Consider the following 18,554-nt stretch of genomic DNA (forward strand, 5'->3'; position numbering starts at 1 on the left):
TGATGCTATATCAGAATTGCTTTATACGAAGAAGGGAAGTGGAATCAAGAATGAGCGGCCTTAGAGAGCGAAAGAAAGAAAAAACACAAGAAGTAATTTTACAATCGGGCAAACGTCTATTTATTTCTAAAGGATATGTAAAAACAGCTATGAAGGACATCGCACAAGAATGTGATATCGGTGTAGGCACCCTTTATAATTACTACGAATCCAAATCGAAATTGCTGCAGGAAATATTCCGTAATAATCTGCCTGATTTATCATCACGGGCGGCAGAGATCCAGCAGGATGATTCCCTCACTCTCCAAGAAAAAATATGCGACATCATTTCACTATCAATGACAGTGTTTCATCAATTCCCGCGTTCATTTTATAGAGGGTTGTTTTCAGTTATGGCTAATGGGACCGAAAGCTCTGTAGACGTGTCTGACAAAATGCTCGATATTGATGAACAGTTCATGTCTTTAATGGCAAAGGTGCTGGAACAGGAAAAAGAAACCGGTCATTTATCTGATTCCTATCCAGTCGATAGATCAGTCACTCTGATGTACAGTGTCTTGGCGGCACAAATCATGATGTACCTGCTAGATGATCGGGTTTCAAAGGATCAGGTATTATCGGAGGTTATGGATCAAATTTATTTTTTGCTGGAACTGCCGAAATCGTAAACAAGAATCTTGACAGGCTTTTCTGTATTATTTATGTGCCAAAGCCATTTGGTTCAATATTCCATTTCGGAGTGCGATTGTTAAAGAATAAAAATAAATAAAACAGCTCAGTTCACATTGAATTGAATTGTTTTATTTTTTAATGACAGCGCCACAAAGCAATGTTTTTAAGTGGGTATTTTGAGTTTTCTCCACGGTAAGTGAACTACGTAGTACGTACCCCCGATTCTTCTGTTTGCTTCATTCAAAGTTTTGTTTGAATGATAAATTTAAAATGGTTATACTATATTCAAGCAAATATTTGAATGAAATCGGGGTGATAATATGGATAAGAAAGATACTTGCGAGATTTACTGTTATGACGAAGAAAAAGTAAATCTAATACAAGAGGATTTAAAAGCAACTAATACATCTGGTTTTGCCAATAGGGAACTAAGCCCACCCTAAATGACTTACAAAAAATGTAAATAATGTCAAATAATAGGTGTAATCATATTAGGTAATAGTTTACTTTAATTTTTCTGTCGGATTCCTCCTTCCTGGTGATAAATTTGGTTGGTCTTCAGCAGGTAAAAGATCAACCGCACCAGTTTGCGGGCTGTAGGCGCAAGGGCACGTTTATCGGCAAATTCTTTCGGCTCCGCCAGCTTTTTAGCATAGTATTGGGCAAAAACAGGGTCATGCATCCGAACACTGTTTGCAGCCTCCACAAAGTAATATTTTAGATAGCGATTGCCGGATTGTATCAGCCGTGTTCGTTTGGCAGTAAAATCACCGGATTGATCCTGGTTCCAAGCCAACCCGCCAAACTTGGCCAACTGTTGCTGGGTTTTGAATTCCGGAATATTGACTTCGGCCAGGATACCGGAGGCGAATATTGGACCGATCCCTGGAACGGTGTCCAGCGTTTGGGGTATTGTCCCCAAATGATCAATAATCGCCTTTTTCAACACCTTGAGTTGTTCCTGAACCGTACGGATGATGCGAATACTTGAGGCCATGGCAAGATTAACAGAATCGGCCATGGAATCAGGCAAACGGTAAGAAGAACGCGCTGCCTTTCTTAGAGAACGCGCAACTGCTTCCGGGTCATCAAACCGATTTTTGCCGTGACGGACAAGGAATTCAATCAGCTTGTCCAAAGACATGCCGGACAGATCCTCAACAGATTCGAATTCCTCCATGACAGCCAGGGAGGTAGCTCCCAGCTTGTTGCGTTTGAAGGGACCATTAATCGAGTAGTCACTGAATTTCAAATACAAGTTGGTCATGAGGAAATTGCTCTCCCGTGTTAAATCCTGCATCAGATGGTAGCGCGTCCGTGTCAGGCGCTGTAAGGCCATTTGCGGCTCGCTCCATGTGAAAGGGTGCGGGAGATTCCCTGCGCGAAGCTTGGCGGCAATGAACCAGGCATCTGCACGGTCATTTTTGGGCGCGTCCAGATAATTCGATTTTTTGAATTGCTTGATAAGACTCGGATTGAAAGCATAGACGTTTTTGTCCGGAACGCCAAAATCCAGATGACGATGCAGATACATGGCAACATGTGTTGAAAAATTGCCGGTGTGTTCAAGGCCAAACAGGATTTGTTCGTAGCCATGTTTTTTCACAAGCTTTGAGATTCGATCTTGTAACTCCTTGATACCAGGTCGATTATTGGTGATCGTAAACCGGCTGACGGGGCGCTTTGCCTCGTCCCGGGTTAAACAACAGACGACATTGTGCTTACTGCTTACATCGATTCCGACGAACAAGGGTGACGTCATCATGATCACCTCCTTTACTCGAGGGTTGTAGCGCCTACAATGCTGAGATGTCCCTGGGAAACCTGTGAACGACAGCCTTGCGAGCTATTGGAATACACCGGGAGCCAGCGATGCACGTGCCTCCTTCTGCTTTGCGGGAGGGCCAACCAGCCGGGAAACAGTCAACGTGTAGGTCTATATCACAGGGCCAGGGGAACACTCTGAATTTGGAAGACACCCAAGTTTTGGGGCAACAGGAGGAATCGGAACATTCCCTTGGTAGGACACTACCTATGGCTATTTTCCCAAAGACAGCTCAGCATCGTAAACACTCTTTTGAAAATTAACAGAGTTAGCTACCGCGCTTGCGCTTGCTTTCTTCGTAATTCGCGTTAGCTTGCTGCGCAAGCAAACACTCATTTACGAAGCTACGCCCTCCATCACCTATTAAAGGAAGGGTGAGCTAATATTTAATTTTCAAGGTTCAAATCTAGCTTTTAGAGACCTGAAAAATAGGTCTAAACATAATATACAAGGAGGATAAATAAATGAATAAATTTAAGATTAGCATTCAAGGAATGACTTGTACTGGTTGTGAAGAATATGTGGCAGTAGCACTTGAAAACATAGGTGCTAAAAATGTTAAGGCTAGTTTTCGTCGCGATGAAGCAGTATTTGAGTTACCCGATTATATAGGGGTTGAACGTGCAAGTAAGGCGATTGATGAAGCAAACTATAAACCTGGAGAAATAGAAGAATTGTCACCACAAGAAAAAGATGTTGTGTTAGACAATGATAGTGATTACGACTTACTTATTATTGGTTCTGGTGGCGCTGCTTTTTCGGCTGCCATTAAAGCGATTGAATATGGGGCAAAAGTTGGAATGATTGAGCGTGCAACAGTTGGGGGAACATGCGTGAATATCGGCTGTGTTCCATCAAAAACACTCCTTCGTTCTGGGGAAATCAATCATCTGGCAAAGGTGAATCCATTTGCCGGACTGCAAACGTCTGCGGGAGATGTAGAATTAGCACCTTTAATCAAGCAAAAAAATGAATTGGTGAGTGAGCTTCGCAATCAAAAATATGTTGATCTAATTGATGAATATGGGTTTGATTTAATTGAAGGTGAAGCCAAGTTTGTTGATAAAAATGCGATTGAGGTCAATGGAGAAAAACTTTCCGCAAAGCGCTTTTTAATAGCAACAGGAGCTTCTCCATCTTTACCCCCGATTTCAGGACTGGAAGAAGTCGATTATTTAACAAGTACAACACTACTTGAATTAAAAAAGTTGCCTGAACGATTAACAGTTATTGGTTCAGGTTATATTGGAATGGAGCTTGGACAATTATTTCATAATTTAGGTTCAGAAGTAACGCTTATGCAAAGAAGTGAGCGTCTTTTAAAAGAATATGACCCAGAGATTTCAGAAGCAGTAGAAAAAGTTTTAATTGAACAGGGCATAAGCTTTGTAAAGGGGGCAACTTTTGAGCATGTAGAACAAGATGGAGAAGTAAAAAAGGTGTATATTACTGTAGATGGCAAGAAACATGTTGTGGAATCAGAGCAGTTACTTGTTGCAACAGGAAGAAAACCAAATACGGATTCTCTAAATTTAAGTGCAGCAGGGGTTGAAGTCGGAAAACGAAAAGAAATATTGATAAATGATTATGCTAGAACAAGTAATGAAAAGGTTTATGCTGCAGGAGATGTAACATTAGGACCTCAATTTGTCTATGTAGCAGCTTATGAGGGTGGAATTGTTGCTGATAATGCGATTGCTGGGTTAAATAAAAAATTAGATTTAACCGTTGTACCTAGCGTGACGTTTACAAATCCATCGATTGCAACAGTTGGTTTAACAGAAGAACAGGCAAAAGAAAAAGGATATGAAGTCAAAACATCTTTGTTGCCTTTAGATTCCGTTCCAAGAGCGAAAGTAAATCATGAGATAACAGGGGTTTTTAAGCTGGTTGCCGATTCAAAAACATTGAAAGTGCTTGGGGTTCATATTGTATCTGAAAATGCAGGAGATGTGATTTATGCTGCATCATTAGCAGTTAAATTTAGTTTAACTGTGGAGGATTTGCGTGAAAGTCTTGCACCATATTTAACAATGGCAGAAGGGTTAAAATTAGTAGCTCTTACGCTTGATAAAGATGTTTCGAAACTTTCTTGTTGTGCCGGATAAACAATCTAAGCTAGGTTATGGATACTTCCTAATTCTACCTATTACAAGCAATTAACAATGTTAAATATTTATTACATGTAAATAAAACTGTACAATTTCTCGAAAAAAATAGTTAGAATTATAAATGGACAATACCTAACTTAGTAAAAAGTGGTGCTAACATGAAACAAGTAATAATAATTATCACAACCATTGTCGCCATAAACATGTTCTCCATGTCCAAAGCTTTTGCTGAATCCGATAATAATCCTCCAACGTTAGTAAGTGAAGCTGCAATCATGATTGATTCAAAAACTGGCAGAGTCCTTTACGACAAAAATGAAAATAAACAAATGTATCCTGCTAGTTTAACTAAAATTGCAACAGCTGTCTATGCGATAGAAACAGGTAATCTTGATGATATTGTAACCGTCAGTGAGAAGGCAAGAAATGCAGAAGGGACCAGCGTTTATTTGGAGGAAGGGGAGCAAGTTACTTTAAAGAAGCTTATTCAGGGATTATTGATTAATTCTGGAAATGATGCAGGTGTTGCAATTGCAGAACATTTGAGTGGAAGTGTTAAACAATTTTCTTCAGATATAAACAAATATCTAAAAAACGTGATTGGTGTACAGAATACCCATTTTGAAAATCCACACGGTCTTTTTGATCCTAATCACGTTACGACAGCGAAAGATTTGGTTAAAATAACTCAATACGCAATGAAAAATGAAACATTCCGAGAAATATTTGGCACAAAAAAGTTAAAATGGAACGGTGCGTCTTGGGATACCACGCTTATTACGCACCACAAATTAATGAGACAAATACCGTACAAAGGAATAACCGGTGGAAAAACGGGTTTTGTTAATCAATCTGGTTTTACACTGGCAACGACAGCGGAAAGGAAGAATTTAAGTTTAATTGTAATAACTTTAAATAGTTATATACAATCAGCAGCTTACAATGATACTACTAATCTACTAGACTATGGATTTGAAAACTTTGAGACATCTAGTATTTCTAAGGGGGCTACATTTAGTCTTGGCGAACAGAAATATATGGCACCGAAAAGAATCCCCTACACCCATTCTTTAAATGAGCAAGTGAGTAAGAAAGTCATTGATAATGGATCATTAGAAGTAACAAATGAAGCCGGTAATGTAATAGCTTCTTATCCTCTAAACAAAGTTGAAACAGAAGAAAACGTTGTAAAACAGGAAAAAATTAAAGAAGAAATCATAGCAAATAAGGACGCAAAAACGAGTTCTATGGTTGGAGGGCATTTTTTAGAGTTTATATTTATGTTGTTTATTACTGTATTAAGTATAGCAGGTATAATTTATCACATTAGACAATTAGTAAAGAAAGTAAATACTTCAAATGGGGGCTAGTCAGCAAGGACAAAGTCCCTTTATTTTTTATAGCAATTGTAAGTTTAACCCGCAAAATCAAATAATCCTCATCGTTCAAATTCACTGATTCCGGTTTCATCGCTTTTGCATTTCCACTATCGCTTCTTGAGAACAGCAGAATGGGAAAATGTATACCTATTCACTTTAAACTGTCAGTCGACATATACAGTGACAATAACCGGTTATATTATAGATGCTGTTAATTGTAATCGAATAAATTGAATTTTGTTTTATAAAGGACTAAAATGTTTGATTGATGAAACATTTTGAACAAGTGGCATACATTAGGAATCAATATTAAAATATTCTAATTGAAGGAGATTAGAGTGTGTTTGACTTTTTTTTATCTTTTAACCCATTAACCCAAGCTATAATCGGAACTCTTTTTACTTGGGGAATGACAGCACTTGGGGCTGCTTTGGTATTTACAACTAGAGGGGTTAACCAAAAGTTAATGGATAGTCTGTTAGGATTTGCGGGTGGAGTTATGATTGCAGCAAGCTTTTGGTCACTCCTTTCCCCAGCCCTTGATATGGCAGAGGATAATGGAACAACTGCCTGGGTTCCAGCAGCTATTGGGTTCATGCTTGGCGGTATTTTTTTATGGGGAATAGATAAGATACTTCCACATCTTCATCCAAATTCTCCAATAGAACATGCTGAGGGGATTCAACCAAAAAAGAAGAAACGCAGTACACTACTTGTTTTTGCAATTACATTACACAACATACCTGAAGGACTTGCAATAGGGGTTGCTTTTGGAGCAGTAGCTGCCGGGTTCCCTTCTGCTTCACTAACAGGAGCTATTGCATTAGCGATTGGTATTGGTATTCAAAACTTTCCAGAAGGGGTTGCAGTATCTTTGCCGCTTCGAAGAGAAGGAATGTCTCGTAGGAAGAGTTTTGTTTATGGACAGTTTTCAGGAATGGTTGAACCTATAGCAGCAATCGTAGGAGTGCTAGCAGTCACTTTTATTCAACCACTATTGTCATATGCCCTCAGTTTCGCTGCGGGTGCAATGATTTTTGTTGTTGCAGAAGAGGTTATTCCAGGTTCACAAGAAGAGGGTAACAAGGATTTGGCCTCCATGAGTTTAATGATTGGGTTTACTATAATGATGATCCTTGATGTTGCACTTGGATAAATTCATTGTTGTACTTTTCGTTAATGTTAAAAGAGTTGGGTGGGGAAAATTGGATAAAATATGTATTCCCCATCTATATTCTTTAAAAGGGCTAATTTACCCTATATATAATATTTGCTTTAATAACGTTATATAGCTTGATTTTTTAAACTCGTATAACCATATAATCCCCATTTTTTAAATGTACCACATCCTCTTTCATCGCTTTAGCAATATCAACTGTCATTTCCTTGGAGGATTCTTCAGATTCAGCAAATAGGGTAAGGCAATTACTTGTCAATACTCGCTCTTTTTCCGTTGTTATATAAGCAAGAATCTCATAATTAGGCTTCATAGTTGATTCTCTTCCCATTATTTATTCCCCCTTCAAGTCGGTTTTCATAACATTGTGGGATTTTTTGGGTGCTTTCAAGCAATGGACACTTTTTAACAACTTCAATTAAAGCATCAATATCTTGCTTTATTGGGACAAGGGTGATAACAACTCTGCCCTTTTCATAATCTTTTCGTGTAAAATGATACCGTTTATTTCCTAATGCTCTAGTTGCTTCAAAAAGAGCTGCCTGTCGTTGACCGAAATTATCGAGATTAATTCTGTAATGGTTTTCGTTTGGATAGATTACAACTGCTAATCCTTCCTCTTTGAACAACTTTTCTGCATTATCTGTACCCAACAGGTTGCTAACAAAAATATCATCAACAAAGAGGCTAGAATCCTTCACTTCAATTTGACCCGGTTTAACTTCTGAAATGTCACCAATGCTTTTTCCCTTTGTAAAATGTTTTAGGAAATATACAACAGCTAATCCTACTATTATTCCGGAGACAATATTAATCCACAAATTAAAGGGTAAAACAGTAATTGTTAACGAAACAAATAATGCTGAGATGAAGGCAACGTAGTTTCGTGATTCAAATGTTTTAGCAATCCCATCAATATAAGCTTCTCCACGGTATGTATATTCTGTATTTTCTAAGTCACTTAGACTTTCTTTCTCCATTTTTCTCACATCTCCAAACTGTTGCAGTGCTACTGTTAAAATGTAACAGCAACAAAATTCTTGCTCATCAATGTATGCAAGACGGTCATTGATGGTGCGGCTGCAAAAAGCATTTGCCTTTATTAGAGGTAAATGCTTTTCTTCTTAATACTAAAAGTCTATTTTATTGCTCACAAAATTTCAATCTTACTTAACAAGATTTTATTAATTCAACCTAAAGAAACTATCTAATAAGATCTCTAATTTCTTTCACCTATGAAAAACGTCGTTGATTATTTACATTTATGATTATACTTACAGGCTATGTATATGATATAACACACAAATGTGTATTTTATTGTTGCAATGAAATGTTATGGTATTTATACTAGTATATAAACAAATAATAATTTGAATGTTATTATATACAGTACCTACAAGAGGAGGGATTATTTTGAGTATTACTTCCATAAATAAAAAAGAAAATGATTTAGATGGTGTGAAATCAGGGGGAAAAGATGCTTGTGAGACATTTATATATGACCCAGAAAAGGTTGAGCGACGTCAGCAGGAAATCGGTCAAACGGATGGTTTGTCACAATTGTTTAAGGTTTTTGCGGATGATACACGGTTGAAAATTGTTTATTCACTTACGCAAGAAGATGAAATGTGTGTCTGTGATGTAGCAACGATTATTGGTTCCACGAATGCCACTGCTTCACACCACCTACGTATGTTACGTAATATGGGGATCGCCGAGTACCGTAAAAAAGGGAAGATGGTTTTTTACAGGCTGGTAAGTAATCATGTGCATCACCTTATGCAAGAAGCACTACAGTTGAAGGAAAAGAAGTGAATGTGATGAGTGTTGGTGAAAATGAACATAAAAAGTAACAAGTGCTTCACTTTACATGATGGAATGCCAGTTTAAATCATAAAAATAAGACCAGCAGAAAAATAATTATATAAGGAAATTTAAGCCCTGGCATCCACTGGGGCTTAAATCTTGTTATCTTGTTTTTTCTCGAAATTGTCCCTGATGGTCAGAATTCATATGTGAAATGGAATGAATCAAGTGAGGAGGGTTTGTAATTTTATCATGGACTGTCGTATCTCTTGTGTTACATCACAAGTTTAGCCAATCTTATTGGAGGACTTATTGTCGTGGGAAAAGAATGGTCCCCAAAAACTCTTACATATTTAATGGCCTTTAGTGAAGGTTTTCTTTTATCCATTGTTATTCTTGATCTAATGCCAGAAGGATTAGAAAATTCACCTGAAAATGGAGTTTATATCTTAGCAGGATTTTTAGTGTTATTTGGCTTCCAAATAATCCTCACAACTCATTTTCATTTTGGCTATGAACACACAGGGATAAACTTAATGAAATTCATTTTCAAGAATAGGCTTGTCCTTTTCAGCAGGTGTTTTCTTGTATATCGCGGCAACGGACTTACTTCCAGTCGTTAATCAATCGGAAACCGAAAAACTGGTCTTTACGTTTTACTTGGTGTAGCTGTTTTCTATGTAGCATCTTGGATCATAGGAGTTGTTGGGGTGGAATGATAATCATAAAGTACAAAGCCATGAATAATCAGGTGAGTTAACAGAAAAAAGATGCGTTAAGTCCTAGCAAAAAAATTTAAGTACAATCAAACAATCATTTGACTATTCATATGTATCGATATAAAATAACAATATAATATTCAAACGAATATCATAATGAGAGGTGACCAAAATATAGGAGTTCCACATGCATTGATAAAAGAAATATTGTTTACTAAAGAAGGAGGTTATTAAAGATGAGTGAAGCAACGAAGCCATTAGAGGAGAAGTATGTCTATCGTGTTGATGGATTTTCATGCGCGAACTGTGCAGGTAAATTTGAAAAAAATGTTAAACAGATTCCGGGAGTAGAGGACGCGAAAGTAAATTTTGGAGCATCTAAAATTTCCGTTTACGGTGAAACAACAGTTGAAGATTTAGAAAAAGCAGGGGCGTTTGAGAATCTTAAAGTGGCCCCGGAAAAACCTAGGCGGCAAGCACCGCAAGAGGTTAAACAAGACAAAAATGTATATAGTGTTGAAGGGTTCTCATGCGCGAATTGTGCAGGTAAATTTGAAAAAAATGTTAAGCAAATCCCGAGTGTAGAGGATGCAAAAGTAAATTTTGGAGCATCTAAAATTTCTGTTTACGGAGAGGTTACGATTGAAGAATTAGAAAAAGCAGGTGCCTTTGAGAATCTCAAAGTGGCCCCTGAAAAACCTGCACGGCAAGCTACACAAGATGTTAAACAGGAAAAAGAGGTTAAAAAGGAAGAAAAAGTACCATTTTATAAAAAGCACAGTACGTTACTCTATGCGTCCTTGTTGATTGTTTTTGGATATCTTTCAGTCTTTGTTAATGGGGATGAGAACATTGTTACTACATTATTATTTGTAGCATCGATGTTAATAGGAGGATTATCACTTTTCAAAGTCGGTTTCCAAAACTTGTTACGATTTGAATTTGACATGAAAACACTTATGACAGTCGCTGTTATAGGTGGTGCCATTATAGGAGAATGGGCAGAAGTTTCTGTGGTTGTCATTCTCTTTGCGATTAGTGAATCTCTAGAACGATTCTCTATGGATAAAGCGAGACAATCGATTCGTTCATTAATGGATATTGCACCTAAAGAGGCACTCGTAAAACGAAATGGTCAAGAAATGATGATCCATGTAGATGATATTGCGGTTGGAGATATTATGATTGTCAAACCTGGACAAAAGATTGCTATGGACGGTGTGGTTGTAAGTGGATACTCCGCTGTTAATCAAGCAGCCATTACAGGTGAGTCAGTACCTGTTGAAAAAACGGATAACGATGAAGTATTTGCAGGTACTCTAAATGAAGAAGGATTACTCGAAGTAGAAATAACTAAATTAGTCGAAGATACAACCATTTCTAAAATTATTCATCTTGTAGAGGAAGCACAAGGTGAACGTGCTCCGTCGCAAGCGTTTGTTGATAAATTCGCAAAATATTATACGCCAATCATTATGATCATTGCTGCGTTAGTCGCCATAGTTCCTCCATTATTCTTTGGAGGTAGTTGGGAAACATGGGTTTATCAAGGTTTAGCTGTTTTAGTCGTTGGTTGTCCGTGTGCGTTGGTTATTTCCACTCCGATTTCGATTGTTTCAGCAATAGGCAATGCAGCGAAAAAAGGTGTCCTTATAAAAGGTGGCGTTTATTTAGAAGAAATGGGTGCCCTAAAGGCTATGGCATTCGATAAAACAGGTACATTAACAAAAGGTGTCCCAGTCGTAACCGATTTTAATGTGTTGAACAAACAGGTGGATGAAAATGAAATGCTATCCATCATTACTGCATTAGAGTATCGTTCTCAGCACCCTCTTGCTTCAGCAATTATGAAAAGAGCAGAAGAGGCAAATATTTCTTATTCGGAAGTCGTGGCAGAAGATTTCGCTTCCATTACAGGTAAAGGAATTAAGGGTACTGTAGACGGAATAACCTATTATATAGGAAGTCCAAAGCTATTTGAGGAATTATCAGTCTCCAATTTTGATAAGAACTTAGTACAGAATGTTACAACTCTTCAAAATCAAGGGAAAACAGCTATGGTGGTTGGAACTGACAAAGAAATACTAGCTGTTATAGCAGTAGCAGATGAAGTACGTGAATCAAGTAAAGAAGTCATTCACAAATTACATCAACTTGGCATCAAAAACACGATTATGCTTACGGGTGATAACAAAGCTACTGCAAATGCCATTGGAAGTGATGTCGGAGTATCGGATGTTCAGGCTGAACTGATGCCACAGGATAAATTAGATTATATTAAACAATTTAGATCTCAATTCAGCAACGTAGCTATGATTGGGGATGGTGTCAACGATGCCCCTGCATTGGCAGCTTCTACAGTTGGAATAGCAATGGGGGGAGCTGGCACAGATACAGCATTAGAAACGGCGGACGTTGCGTTAATGGGAGACGATTTAACAAAACTTCCGTTTACGGTAAAACTAAGTCGTAAAGCACTAAATATAATTAAGTCAAACATTACCTTTGCTATTGCAATTAAATTGATTGCTTTGCTTTTGGTTATCCCTGGTTGGTTAACACTGTGGATTGCCATTGTTTCTGATATGGGGGCAACTCTACTTGTAGCGTTGAATGGTTTACGACTTATGCGTGTGAAAGAATAAAAGTAAAAAGGCTTTCCGTTTATCTGGAAAGCCTTTTTCATCAAATATAAGTTATTTTATATAAATTTCGAGTTTAGTCAAATAAGAGAAGAAAAATAGGTAAAAGTAAGAAAAAAGTTTTTCTTAATATAAGGTACATATCACTCAACTATTTCCTAAAAGGAGGAAGCTAGAATGACCGAAGAAGTGAAAAAAGATGTAGATCTATTAGTGATAGGAGCAGGGTCTGGAGGTTATGTTGCGGCTATACGTGCAGCTCAGTTAGGAAAAAAAGTGGTCTTGGTCGATAAGGCCGAGCTAGGAGGGGTTTGCCTCAATCGCGGCTGTATCCCGTCAAAGGCCCTTATTAGTGCATCTGAACGAATCAAACACATTAAACATGCCAATGCAATGGGCATCAAGGTATCGGGTGATGTTGAAGTAGATATGCCGGAAGTAATGAAGTGGAAGGACGGAATCGTGAACAAATTAACAAATGGGATTCGTACCTTGTTAAAAGGAAATGGTGTAGAGGTAATAAGTGGAGAAGCCTACCTCACTGAAGAACATATTGCAAAAATAAAAATAGAAGACGAAGAACAAATTTTTTCCTACAAGGATTTAATCCTTGCAATAGGTTCTTTGCCGGTCGGGTTAAAAAGTATGCCATTTGATCAAAAAAGAATTATCTCTTCAACGGAGGCATTGCAGCTGCAGGAAGTACCCAATCATTTAGTTGTGGTAGGTGGTGGTTATATCGGTTTAGAGTTAGGTACTGCTTATGCAAAGTTTGGGGCAAAAGTGACCATCCTTGAGGGATCGGATACAATTTTGTCCGGGACGGATCCTGAACTAACAAAAACGGTCAAACGTCATTTAAAGGAACTTGGAGTCACTGTTATAACGGATGCTCTAGTTCAAGGTGGAGAAAACACAGGGGAAGAAGTTAACGTCCATGTTCAAGTTGATGGAAAGGAAGAAATTATTCAAGGTGATTATTGTTTAGTTTCTGTTGGGAGAAAACCAAATACAGGTAAAATCGGTCTGGAAAATATCGGAGTGGAGTTAGATGAACGAGAATTTATCAAGATAAATAACAAATGTCAAACAAAAGTTGATCATGTTTATGCAATAGGGGATTGTGCTGGTGGTGATCTCCTTGCCCATAAGGCTAGTTATGAAGGAAAGATAGCAGCAGAGGTGATCAGTGGCCAAAACAGTGTGATTGATTTTCAAGCGATGCCTTTTGTTATTTTCAGCGATCCTGAAATAGCCTATACTGGCTTAACAGAGAAGGAAGCAAAGGAAAACGGATATGAAACAGTATCCAGTCGTTTTCCATTCCAAGCAAATGCTAGGGCTTTATCTGTCTCGGATGCAGATGGCTTTGTACAGGTTGTAGCTGAAAAGAATACGAAAAGAGTGTTAGGCGTACAGATGGTAGGGCCAGAAGTATCCTCTCTGATTGCAGAGGCTGTTTTTGCGATTGAGGCTGGAGCAAACGCGGAAGACCTCAGCCTTACCATTCATGCACACCCAACTTTACCAGAACCACTCATGGAAGCGGCAGAAGGTGTGATGGGACATTCAATTCACATGGTAAATAAAAAATAACTTAAGAGAAAAAAGCTTAGATATAGCCTAAATTCTAATGAGTTCAAAGCGACAAACAATATCCGTAGTTAAAGTCCTATCAATTGGTTGTAATAAAAATCAGTTAGTAGGTTGATGTAGGAAAGTGGGAGAGATTAATATTTAATCAGCAAAAAATGACAATACGGAGAATATTTTGGAGGTGTAAAAATGATTACAACAATACTTACAGCTGCTGCTGTTTATGTAGCGACAGGGATTGATTACCTTATTATTTTAATTCTCCTGTTTTCGCAAATAAAAAAAGGACAGGCAAAACATATTTGGGTAGGACAGTATATTGGAACAGCAATTATTATAGGAGTAAGTCTTATAGTTGCTCTAGGGGTTGCGAATTTAATTCCCCAGCAATGGGTAATAGGATTACTTGGACTTTTACCGCTTTACTTGGGTATTAAAGTCTGGGTCAAAGGAGAAGAGGATGAAGATGAAGGTAACATTTTGTCTTTATTCTCCTCAGGTAGGTTTAATCAATTATTTTTGACGGTTACTTTCATTGTATTGGCTTCCAGTGCAGATGATTTTTCCATTTATGTACCGTACTTCACGACGTTAAATGTGACTGAAATCCTTATTGCTATTATTGTCTTTTTAATTATGGTTGGGGTTTTGTGCTATGTCAGCTATAGTTTAGCTTCCTTAAATTTTGTTTCTGAAAAAATTGAGAAATATGAACGTTGGATTGTTCCAATTGTTTTTATAGGGCTAGGGATTTATATTATGTTTGAAAATGGCACATTCAACGCTTTATTCTCATTCCTGTTTTAACGGGCAGTTGTGGGTGCGAAACGTTCCTGACTCAAATGAAATGTGGTCACACAATTTCGGTAAAGGTCAGGCAGTTTTTAATTTCTAATACTGAAGGGTTACGTCGAGGAGTCGATTGAAGAGGTAACGGCTCTGAAAGGCTCTCCCTGCGTCAAATAGCACGCTTTTTAGTAAGAAATAGTGTGTTATAAGCTCGGCTAATAGGTGTGAGAATTTACCGTAACAGTTCGGCTGACTAAATCTACCCGACGGTTTAGGAATATACATCATGTGGAAAACGCATTATGGAGTCTAGTGAATTAAAAATATCAAAGTCCCTCTGGCTAACAGCAGGGACTTTTGAATTTACAATTAAATGCAATGCATATTGTCCTAATCAATTACTATTGGATATTAATTCAAAATTAAATAAGTGCTATTATACGTTATTTGAGGAATATAGGAGAGTAAAGAGGAGGTGTCCTGGAAACTAGTGTAACCGACTTTTAGAGCATCCTCTTTTCCATTCTCTAGAATAAAATGAATTCTACATGTGTAATTGATATAATTTAGAAACATTAAAAGAAAATAAGTTAGAAACCTCACAGATAATACAAATTTATAAATTAAAATGAATGATGTAATCAAAAAATGAGGGTTGTATATGAAAAGTAAAATTCTGGTTGTTGATGATGAATGGAACATGAGAAATTTAATTAAGATTTATTTATCAAAGGAGAATTTTCAAGTTGAAGAAGCAGTGGATGGAGAAGAAGCTATAAAAATGCCCCAACAAATCTCCTATGATTTAATGATTTTAGATATTATGCTGCCGGATATTGATGGATGGGAAGTATGCAAAACCGTTCGCAAGACTAGTTTAATACCTATTTTGATGTTAACTGCTCGAAATGATGTTAAGGATCGTGTTCAGGGATTGAATCTTGGTGCCGATGATTACTTAATAAAACCATTTGCCGCAGAGGAATTAGTTGCCCGTGTTAATGCCTTGCTTCGCCGGCAGAATGTTAAAAAAGAGGAAACTACTAAGACTTTGATGTACTTTGAGTATTTATCAATCGATAGTGAAAGTAGAGAAGTCAAGGTTAAAGATATTCCAGTTGAGTTAACTCCAAAAGAATTTGATATTCTTTATTTAGCAGCGAGTCAGCCCAAAAGGGTGTTTACTCGTGAGATATTATTAGATCAAATTTGGGACTCTGATGAATTTCGTGATTTGCGGGCGATTGATACACATGTGAAAAATATACGGGAAAAGCTTCGAAAAGCGGGGCTTTCCTATAATCCGATAAGAACAGTTTGGGGAGTAGGATACAAATTTAATACACAAGAGGGTCATACATGACATGAATAAAATTGTTCTAAAACTCGGTGGAACCATAATGGTCTTGTTTTTAGTCGTGTTGTTACCTCTAGGATATGTTGCGAATCAAATTTTTACCAATTTCTATTATAATCAAGTTCAAGAAGAGGTAGAGGAACTATCTCAAAAGTATGCTCTTACCATTACTTCTCTTAAAAACGAGAAATTTTTAAATATGTTTAAAACACTGGCTGATTTAACCAATAAAGACGTTTATATTATTGATGCTAATGGAAAGGTCATAGCAGACTCTGGGATAAAAATAGAGAATCTGTCCAGTAAAGATATAGGTATATTATCGGAAGGGCAGCCTGTTAAAAAAAGGTTTCGTGATTCAAGAACAGAAAGCAGGTATCTTGGTTCAGGTTATCCTATCATCCAATCTGGTACATTTAAGGGCGCTTTCTTTGTATTGGCTTCTATAAATGATGTTAAAGAACCTGTTCAGAAGATTAGGGATTTACTACTATTGTCTGCAGTTGGTGCGTTATTCTTAGCACTTGGTTTCACATTTTTGCTGTCTAAGAAAATGTCAGACCCACTTTTAGAAATGGAACAGGCGACTCGCGAAATTTCAAAAGGCAATTTAGATATACGGGTAAACATTCCTTCGGAGGATGAGATAGGTTCATTAGGAAAAGCAATTAACGATCTTGCACTAGAAACGAATAGATACCGATCTAACCGAAGAGAGTTTTTTGCAAATATATCGCACGAATTGCGTACACCTATATCATACATGAAAGGATATGCTCACGTGTTAAAACAGGGTCTTTACCGAACAGAGGAAGAAAGGCTTCAGTATTTGAATATCATTGAAAGTGAAACCGAGCGGATGGTCAGATTAATCAATGATTTGTTTGATTTATCCAAAATGGAAGAAGGCAAAATTGACCTTCAAATGTCTACTGTCGACCTTACAGAAGTTTTAGAAAGTGCCCTTTTTAAAGTCAAAATGGAATTCGATAACAAAGGGTTGACGTTTAAAACCCAAATTGATGAGAATGTTCCTTATATCGAGGCTGATGGTATCCGTTTAGAACAAATTTTCACGAACCTGCTGGGGAACGCGGTTCGATATACAGAAAATGGATCTGTCAGTGTTAAAGTATGGAGTGCAGATAACAAAGTACATGTAAACATTGAGGACACGGGTATTGGAATTCCTGAAAAAGATCTTCCACTTGTTTTTGAACGTTTCTACCGAGTTGAAAAGTCTCGTTCAAGAGAACTTGGGGGAACAGGATTAGGATTGTCCATTGTAAAAAATTTGGTTGAACTGCAAAATGGGACTATTTCGGTGAGTAGCCAAGTAGGAAAAGGAACGAGATTTCGGCTAAGTTTCCCTGTAGCTGAGTAAGGAGGCAATATGAATAAGATAGAATGGTTAATCGTCGCACTATTGATTGCAATGGGCTTAATGTGTCTTACTGTTTCTGGAACAGTAGTGTGGGGAACTGAATCAATAGAGTCCTATTTAAAAACGTTTATACAGATTTGTTTATGGATGTGTCTGCCGATTTCAATAATAGGAATTATATATTTTATAATTCTAAAGAAAAGAAAATGAACAACATAAAAAGGGAATGAAGGATGTTAGATTAGAAGGAGGCTGGAACTATGATGTCTATGATGGGTGGAAGCATGATTTTAAACATGGTAATTTGGATTATTGTGCTGGGATTTTTGATATATGGAATAGTCTTATTAATACTGAAGCCATTTGAAAAGAAAGAGAATTCTTCCATACAAATTCTTAGAGAAAGATATGCACGTGGGGAAATTGATGATCAAGAATTTGAAGCCAAAAAGGCAGTTTTAAGAAATAAAGATTAAAAATTTCTTTTATCCTCACAAATTCTACAAATTTGTTGTCTATACTAAAGATGTCCTAGTATTAATGGGTAGAAAGGAGATTAAGACATGAAACTGAAAAAAGTGCCATTTGCATTATCGTTTGCCTTTGCCGCTTTATTAGTAGTAGGAACAACAGCATTTGCCCAAGAACCAGATAGCAATGGAATGGGTAACATGATGAATGGCAATGGCAACGGAATGATGAACATGATGGAAAATAGAAACATGTCAAATATGATGGAAGCAATGAATTCACCTGAAGGGCAAAAAATGATGAATGCCTGCGGTGATTTCTTGGAGTCCTATGGTGACAAAAAAGAAGATAAATAACCTTTTGTAATCCCCTTATTAATAAGGCCTCAATTGGGGGCCTTTTTAAATCTATATGGGTCCTCCAGAGGTTAATGTATGATGGGAAAACGGTTTCCGTCGATTTACTTTGCACTAATGTGGTCTACAAATAGTACGGAATATGGGAAAAATAATTTCTTCACAAAATTTACACATTTTATGACTATAATCTATGATCCGTATGTTTAATATTTCTGGTCAAGTATGGAATAGGAACTATTCCCACTACGGTTTTTATAATCCATGAGG

16 protein-coding genes and 1 pseudogene are annotated in these 18,554 nt (G+C 37.3%); 14 read left to right on the top strand and 3 right to left on the bottom strand.

The genetic code is table 11. The annotated features are described in order from the left end of the window. Positions 1-50 precede the first annotated feature (50 nt). Complete coding sequence (locus tag ACFQ4A_RS16055) at positions 51-668, top strand: TetR/AcrR family transcriptional regulator (RefSeq protein WP_382402436.1); 618 nt, start codon at positions 51-53, stop codon at positions 666-668. 324 nt (positions 669-992) lie between these two features. Beyond that, positions 993-1,091, top strand: a pseudogene (locus ACFQ4A_RS16060) (transcriptional regulator); the annotation flags it as partial. An 89-nt stretch (positions 1,092-1,180) separates the two neighbouring features. Here ACFQ4A_RS16060 and ACFQ4A_RS16065 read toward each other — a convergent pair. Beyond that, positions 1,181-2,437 (bottom strand): IS110 family transposase, encoded by a 1,257-nt coding sequence (locus tag ACFQ4A_RS16065; RefSeq protein ID WP_382402437.1) that lies wholly within the window; start codon positions 2,435-2,437, stop codon positions 1,181-1,183. 524 nt (positions 2,438-2,961) lie between these two features. Between ACFQ4A_RS16065 and merA the strand changes: the two genes are divergently transcribed. The 3 genes from merA to ACFQ4A_RS16080 all read left to right on the top strand — a co-directional run bounded on the left by merA (position 2,962) and on the right by ACFQ4A_RS16080 (position 7,143). Beyond that, positions 2,962-4,605, top strand: a complete 1,644-nt coding sequence (merA, locus tag ACFQ4A_RS16070; RefSeq protein ID WP_382402438.1) for a mercury(II) reductase — start codon at positions 2,962-2,964, stop codon at positions 4,603-4,605. A 161-nt stretch (positions 4,606-4,766) separates the two neighbouring features. Then, positions 4,767-5,978, top strand: a complete 1,212-nt coding sequence (locus ACFQ4A_RS16075) for a D-alanyl-D-alanine carboxypeptidase family protein (protein ID WP_382402439.1) — start codon at positions 4,767-4,769, stop codon at positions 5,976-5,978. Positions 5,979-6,327: 349 nt separating this feature from the next. Beyond that, positions 6,328-7,143, top strand: coding sequence for a ZIP family metal transporter (locus ACFQ4A_RS16080; RefSeq protein ID WP_382402440.1), 816 nt, complete (start codon positions 6,328-6,330; stop codon positions 7,141-7,143). A gap of 145 nt (positions 7,144-7,288) precedes the next feature. Here the strand turns inward: ACFQ4A_RS16080 and ACFQ4A_RS16085 are convergent, their stop codons facing one another. Both ACFQ4A_RS16085 and ACFQ4A_RS16090 read right to left on the bottom strand, forming a co-directional pair. Further along, positions 7,289-7,495: a capping complex subunit for YIEGIA gene (locus ACFQ4A_RS16085; RefSeq protein WP_382402441.1), complete on the bottom strand. Its 207-nt coding sequence runs from the start codon at positions 7,493-7,495 to the stop codon at positions 7,289-7,291. After that, on the bottom strand, positions 7,467-8,153 hold the full coding sequence (locus ACFQ4A_RS16090; protein WP_382402442.1) for a YIEGIA domain-containing protein: 687 nt from the start codon (positions 8,151-8,153) through the stop codon (positions 7,467-7,469). The genes ACFQ4A_RS16085 and ACFQ4A_RS16090 overlap by 29 nt, the downstream gene beginning before the upstream one ends. Positions 8,154-8,577: 424 nt before the next feature. On the opposite strand from ACFQ4A_RS16090, the gene ACFQ4A_RS16095 reads away from it, so the two are divergent. The 9 genes from ACFQ4A_RS16095 to ACFQ4A_RS16135 all read left to right on the top strand — a co-directional run bounded on the left by ACFQ4A_RS16095 (position 8,578) and on the right by ACFQ4A_RS16135 (position 18,284). Further along, the gene (locus tag ACFQ4A_RS16095; RefSeq protein ID WP_382402443.1) at positions 8,578-8,979 is read left to right on the top strand and encodes an ArsR/SmtB family transcription factor; all 402 of its coding nucleotides are present in this window, start codon (positions 8,578-8,580) and stop codon (positions 8,977-8,979) included. Between the two features lie 308 nt (positions 8,980-9,287). After that, positions 9,288-9,593 (top strand): hypothetical protein, encoded by a 306-nt coding sequence (locus ACFQ4A_RS16100; RefSeq protein WP_382402444.1) that lies wholly within the window; start codon positions 9,288-9,290, stop codon positions 9,591-9,593. Positions 9,594-9,925: 332 nt separating this feature from the next. After that, positions 9,926-12,334, top strand: coding sequence for a heavy metal translocating P-type ATPase (locus ACFQ4A_RS16105; RefSeq protein WP_382402445.1), 2,409 nt, complete (start codon positions 9,926-9,928; stop codon positions 12,332-12,334). 174 nt (positions 12,335-12,508) lie between these two features. Next, positions 12,509-13,927: a dihydrolipoyl dehydrogenase gene (gene lpdA / locus ACFQ4A_RS16110; RefSeq protein WP_382402446.1), complete on the top strand. Its 1,419-nt coding sequence runs from the start codon at positions 12,509-12,511 to the stop codon at positions 13,925-13,927. 189 nt (positions 13,928-14,116) lie between these two features. After that, positions 14,117-14,734 (top strand): CadD family cadmium resistance transporter, encoded by a 618-nt coding sequence (locus ACFQ4A_RS16115; protein WP_382402447.1) that lies wholly within the window; start codon positions 14,117-14,119, stop codon positions 14,732-14,734. A 643-nt stretch (positions 14,735-15,377) separates the two neighbouring features. Beyond that, the gene (locus ACFQ4A_RS16120) at positions 15,378-16,079 is read left to right on the top strand and encodes a response regulator transcription factor (protein WP_382402448.1); all 702 of its coding nucleotides are present in this window, start codon (positions 15,378-15,380) and stop codon (positions 16,077-16,079) included. Between the two features lies 1 nt (position 16,080). Next, positions 16,081-17,457, top strand: coding sequence for an ATP-binding protein (locus ACFQ4A_RS16125; RefSeq protein ID WP_382402449.1), 1,377 nt, complete (start codon positions 16,081-16,083; stop codon positions 17,455-17,457). A gap of 260 nt (positions 17,458-17,717) precedes the next feature. Further along, positions 17,718-17,933, top strand: coding sequence for an SHOCT domain-containing protein (locus ACFQ4A_RS16130; RefSeq protein ID WP_382402450.1), 216 nt, complete (start codon positions 17,718-17,720; stop codon positions 17,931-17,933). Between the two features lie 87 nt (positions 17,934-18,020). Further along, complete coding sequence (locus ACFQ4A_RS16135) at positions 18,021-18,284, top strand: hypothetical protein (RefSeq protein WP_382402451.1); 264 nt, start codon at positions 18,021-18,023, stop codon at positions 18,282-18,284. The last annotated feature ends 270 nt before the right edge of the window (positions 18,285-18,554 follow it).

Origin of the sequence: Lentibacillus salinarum (genome assembly GCF_042679865.1) — a bacterium.
In the GTDB taxonomy this organism is placed as follows: domain Bacteria; phylum Bacillota; class Bacilli; order Bacillales; family Amphibacillaceae; genus Lentibacillus; species Lentibacillus salinarum.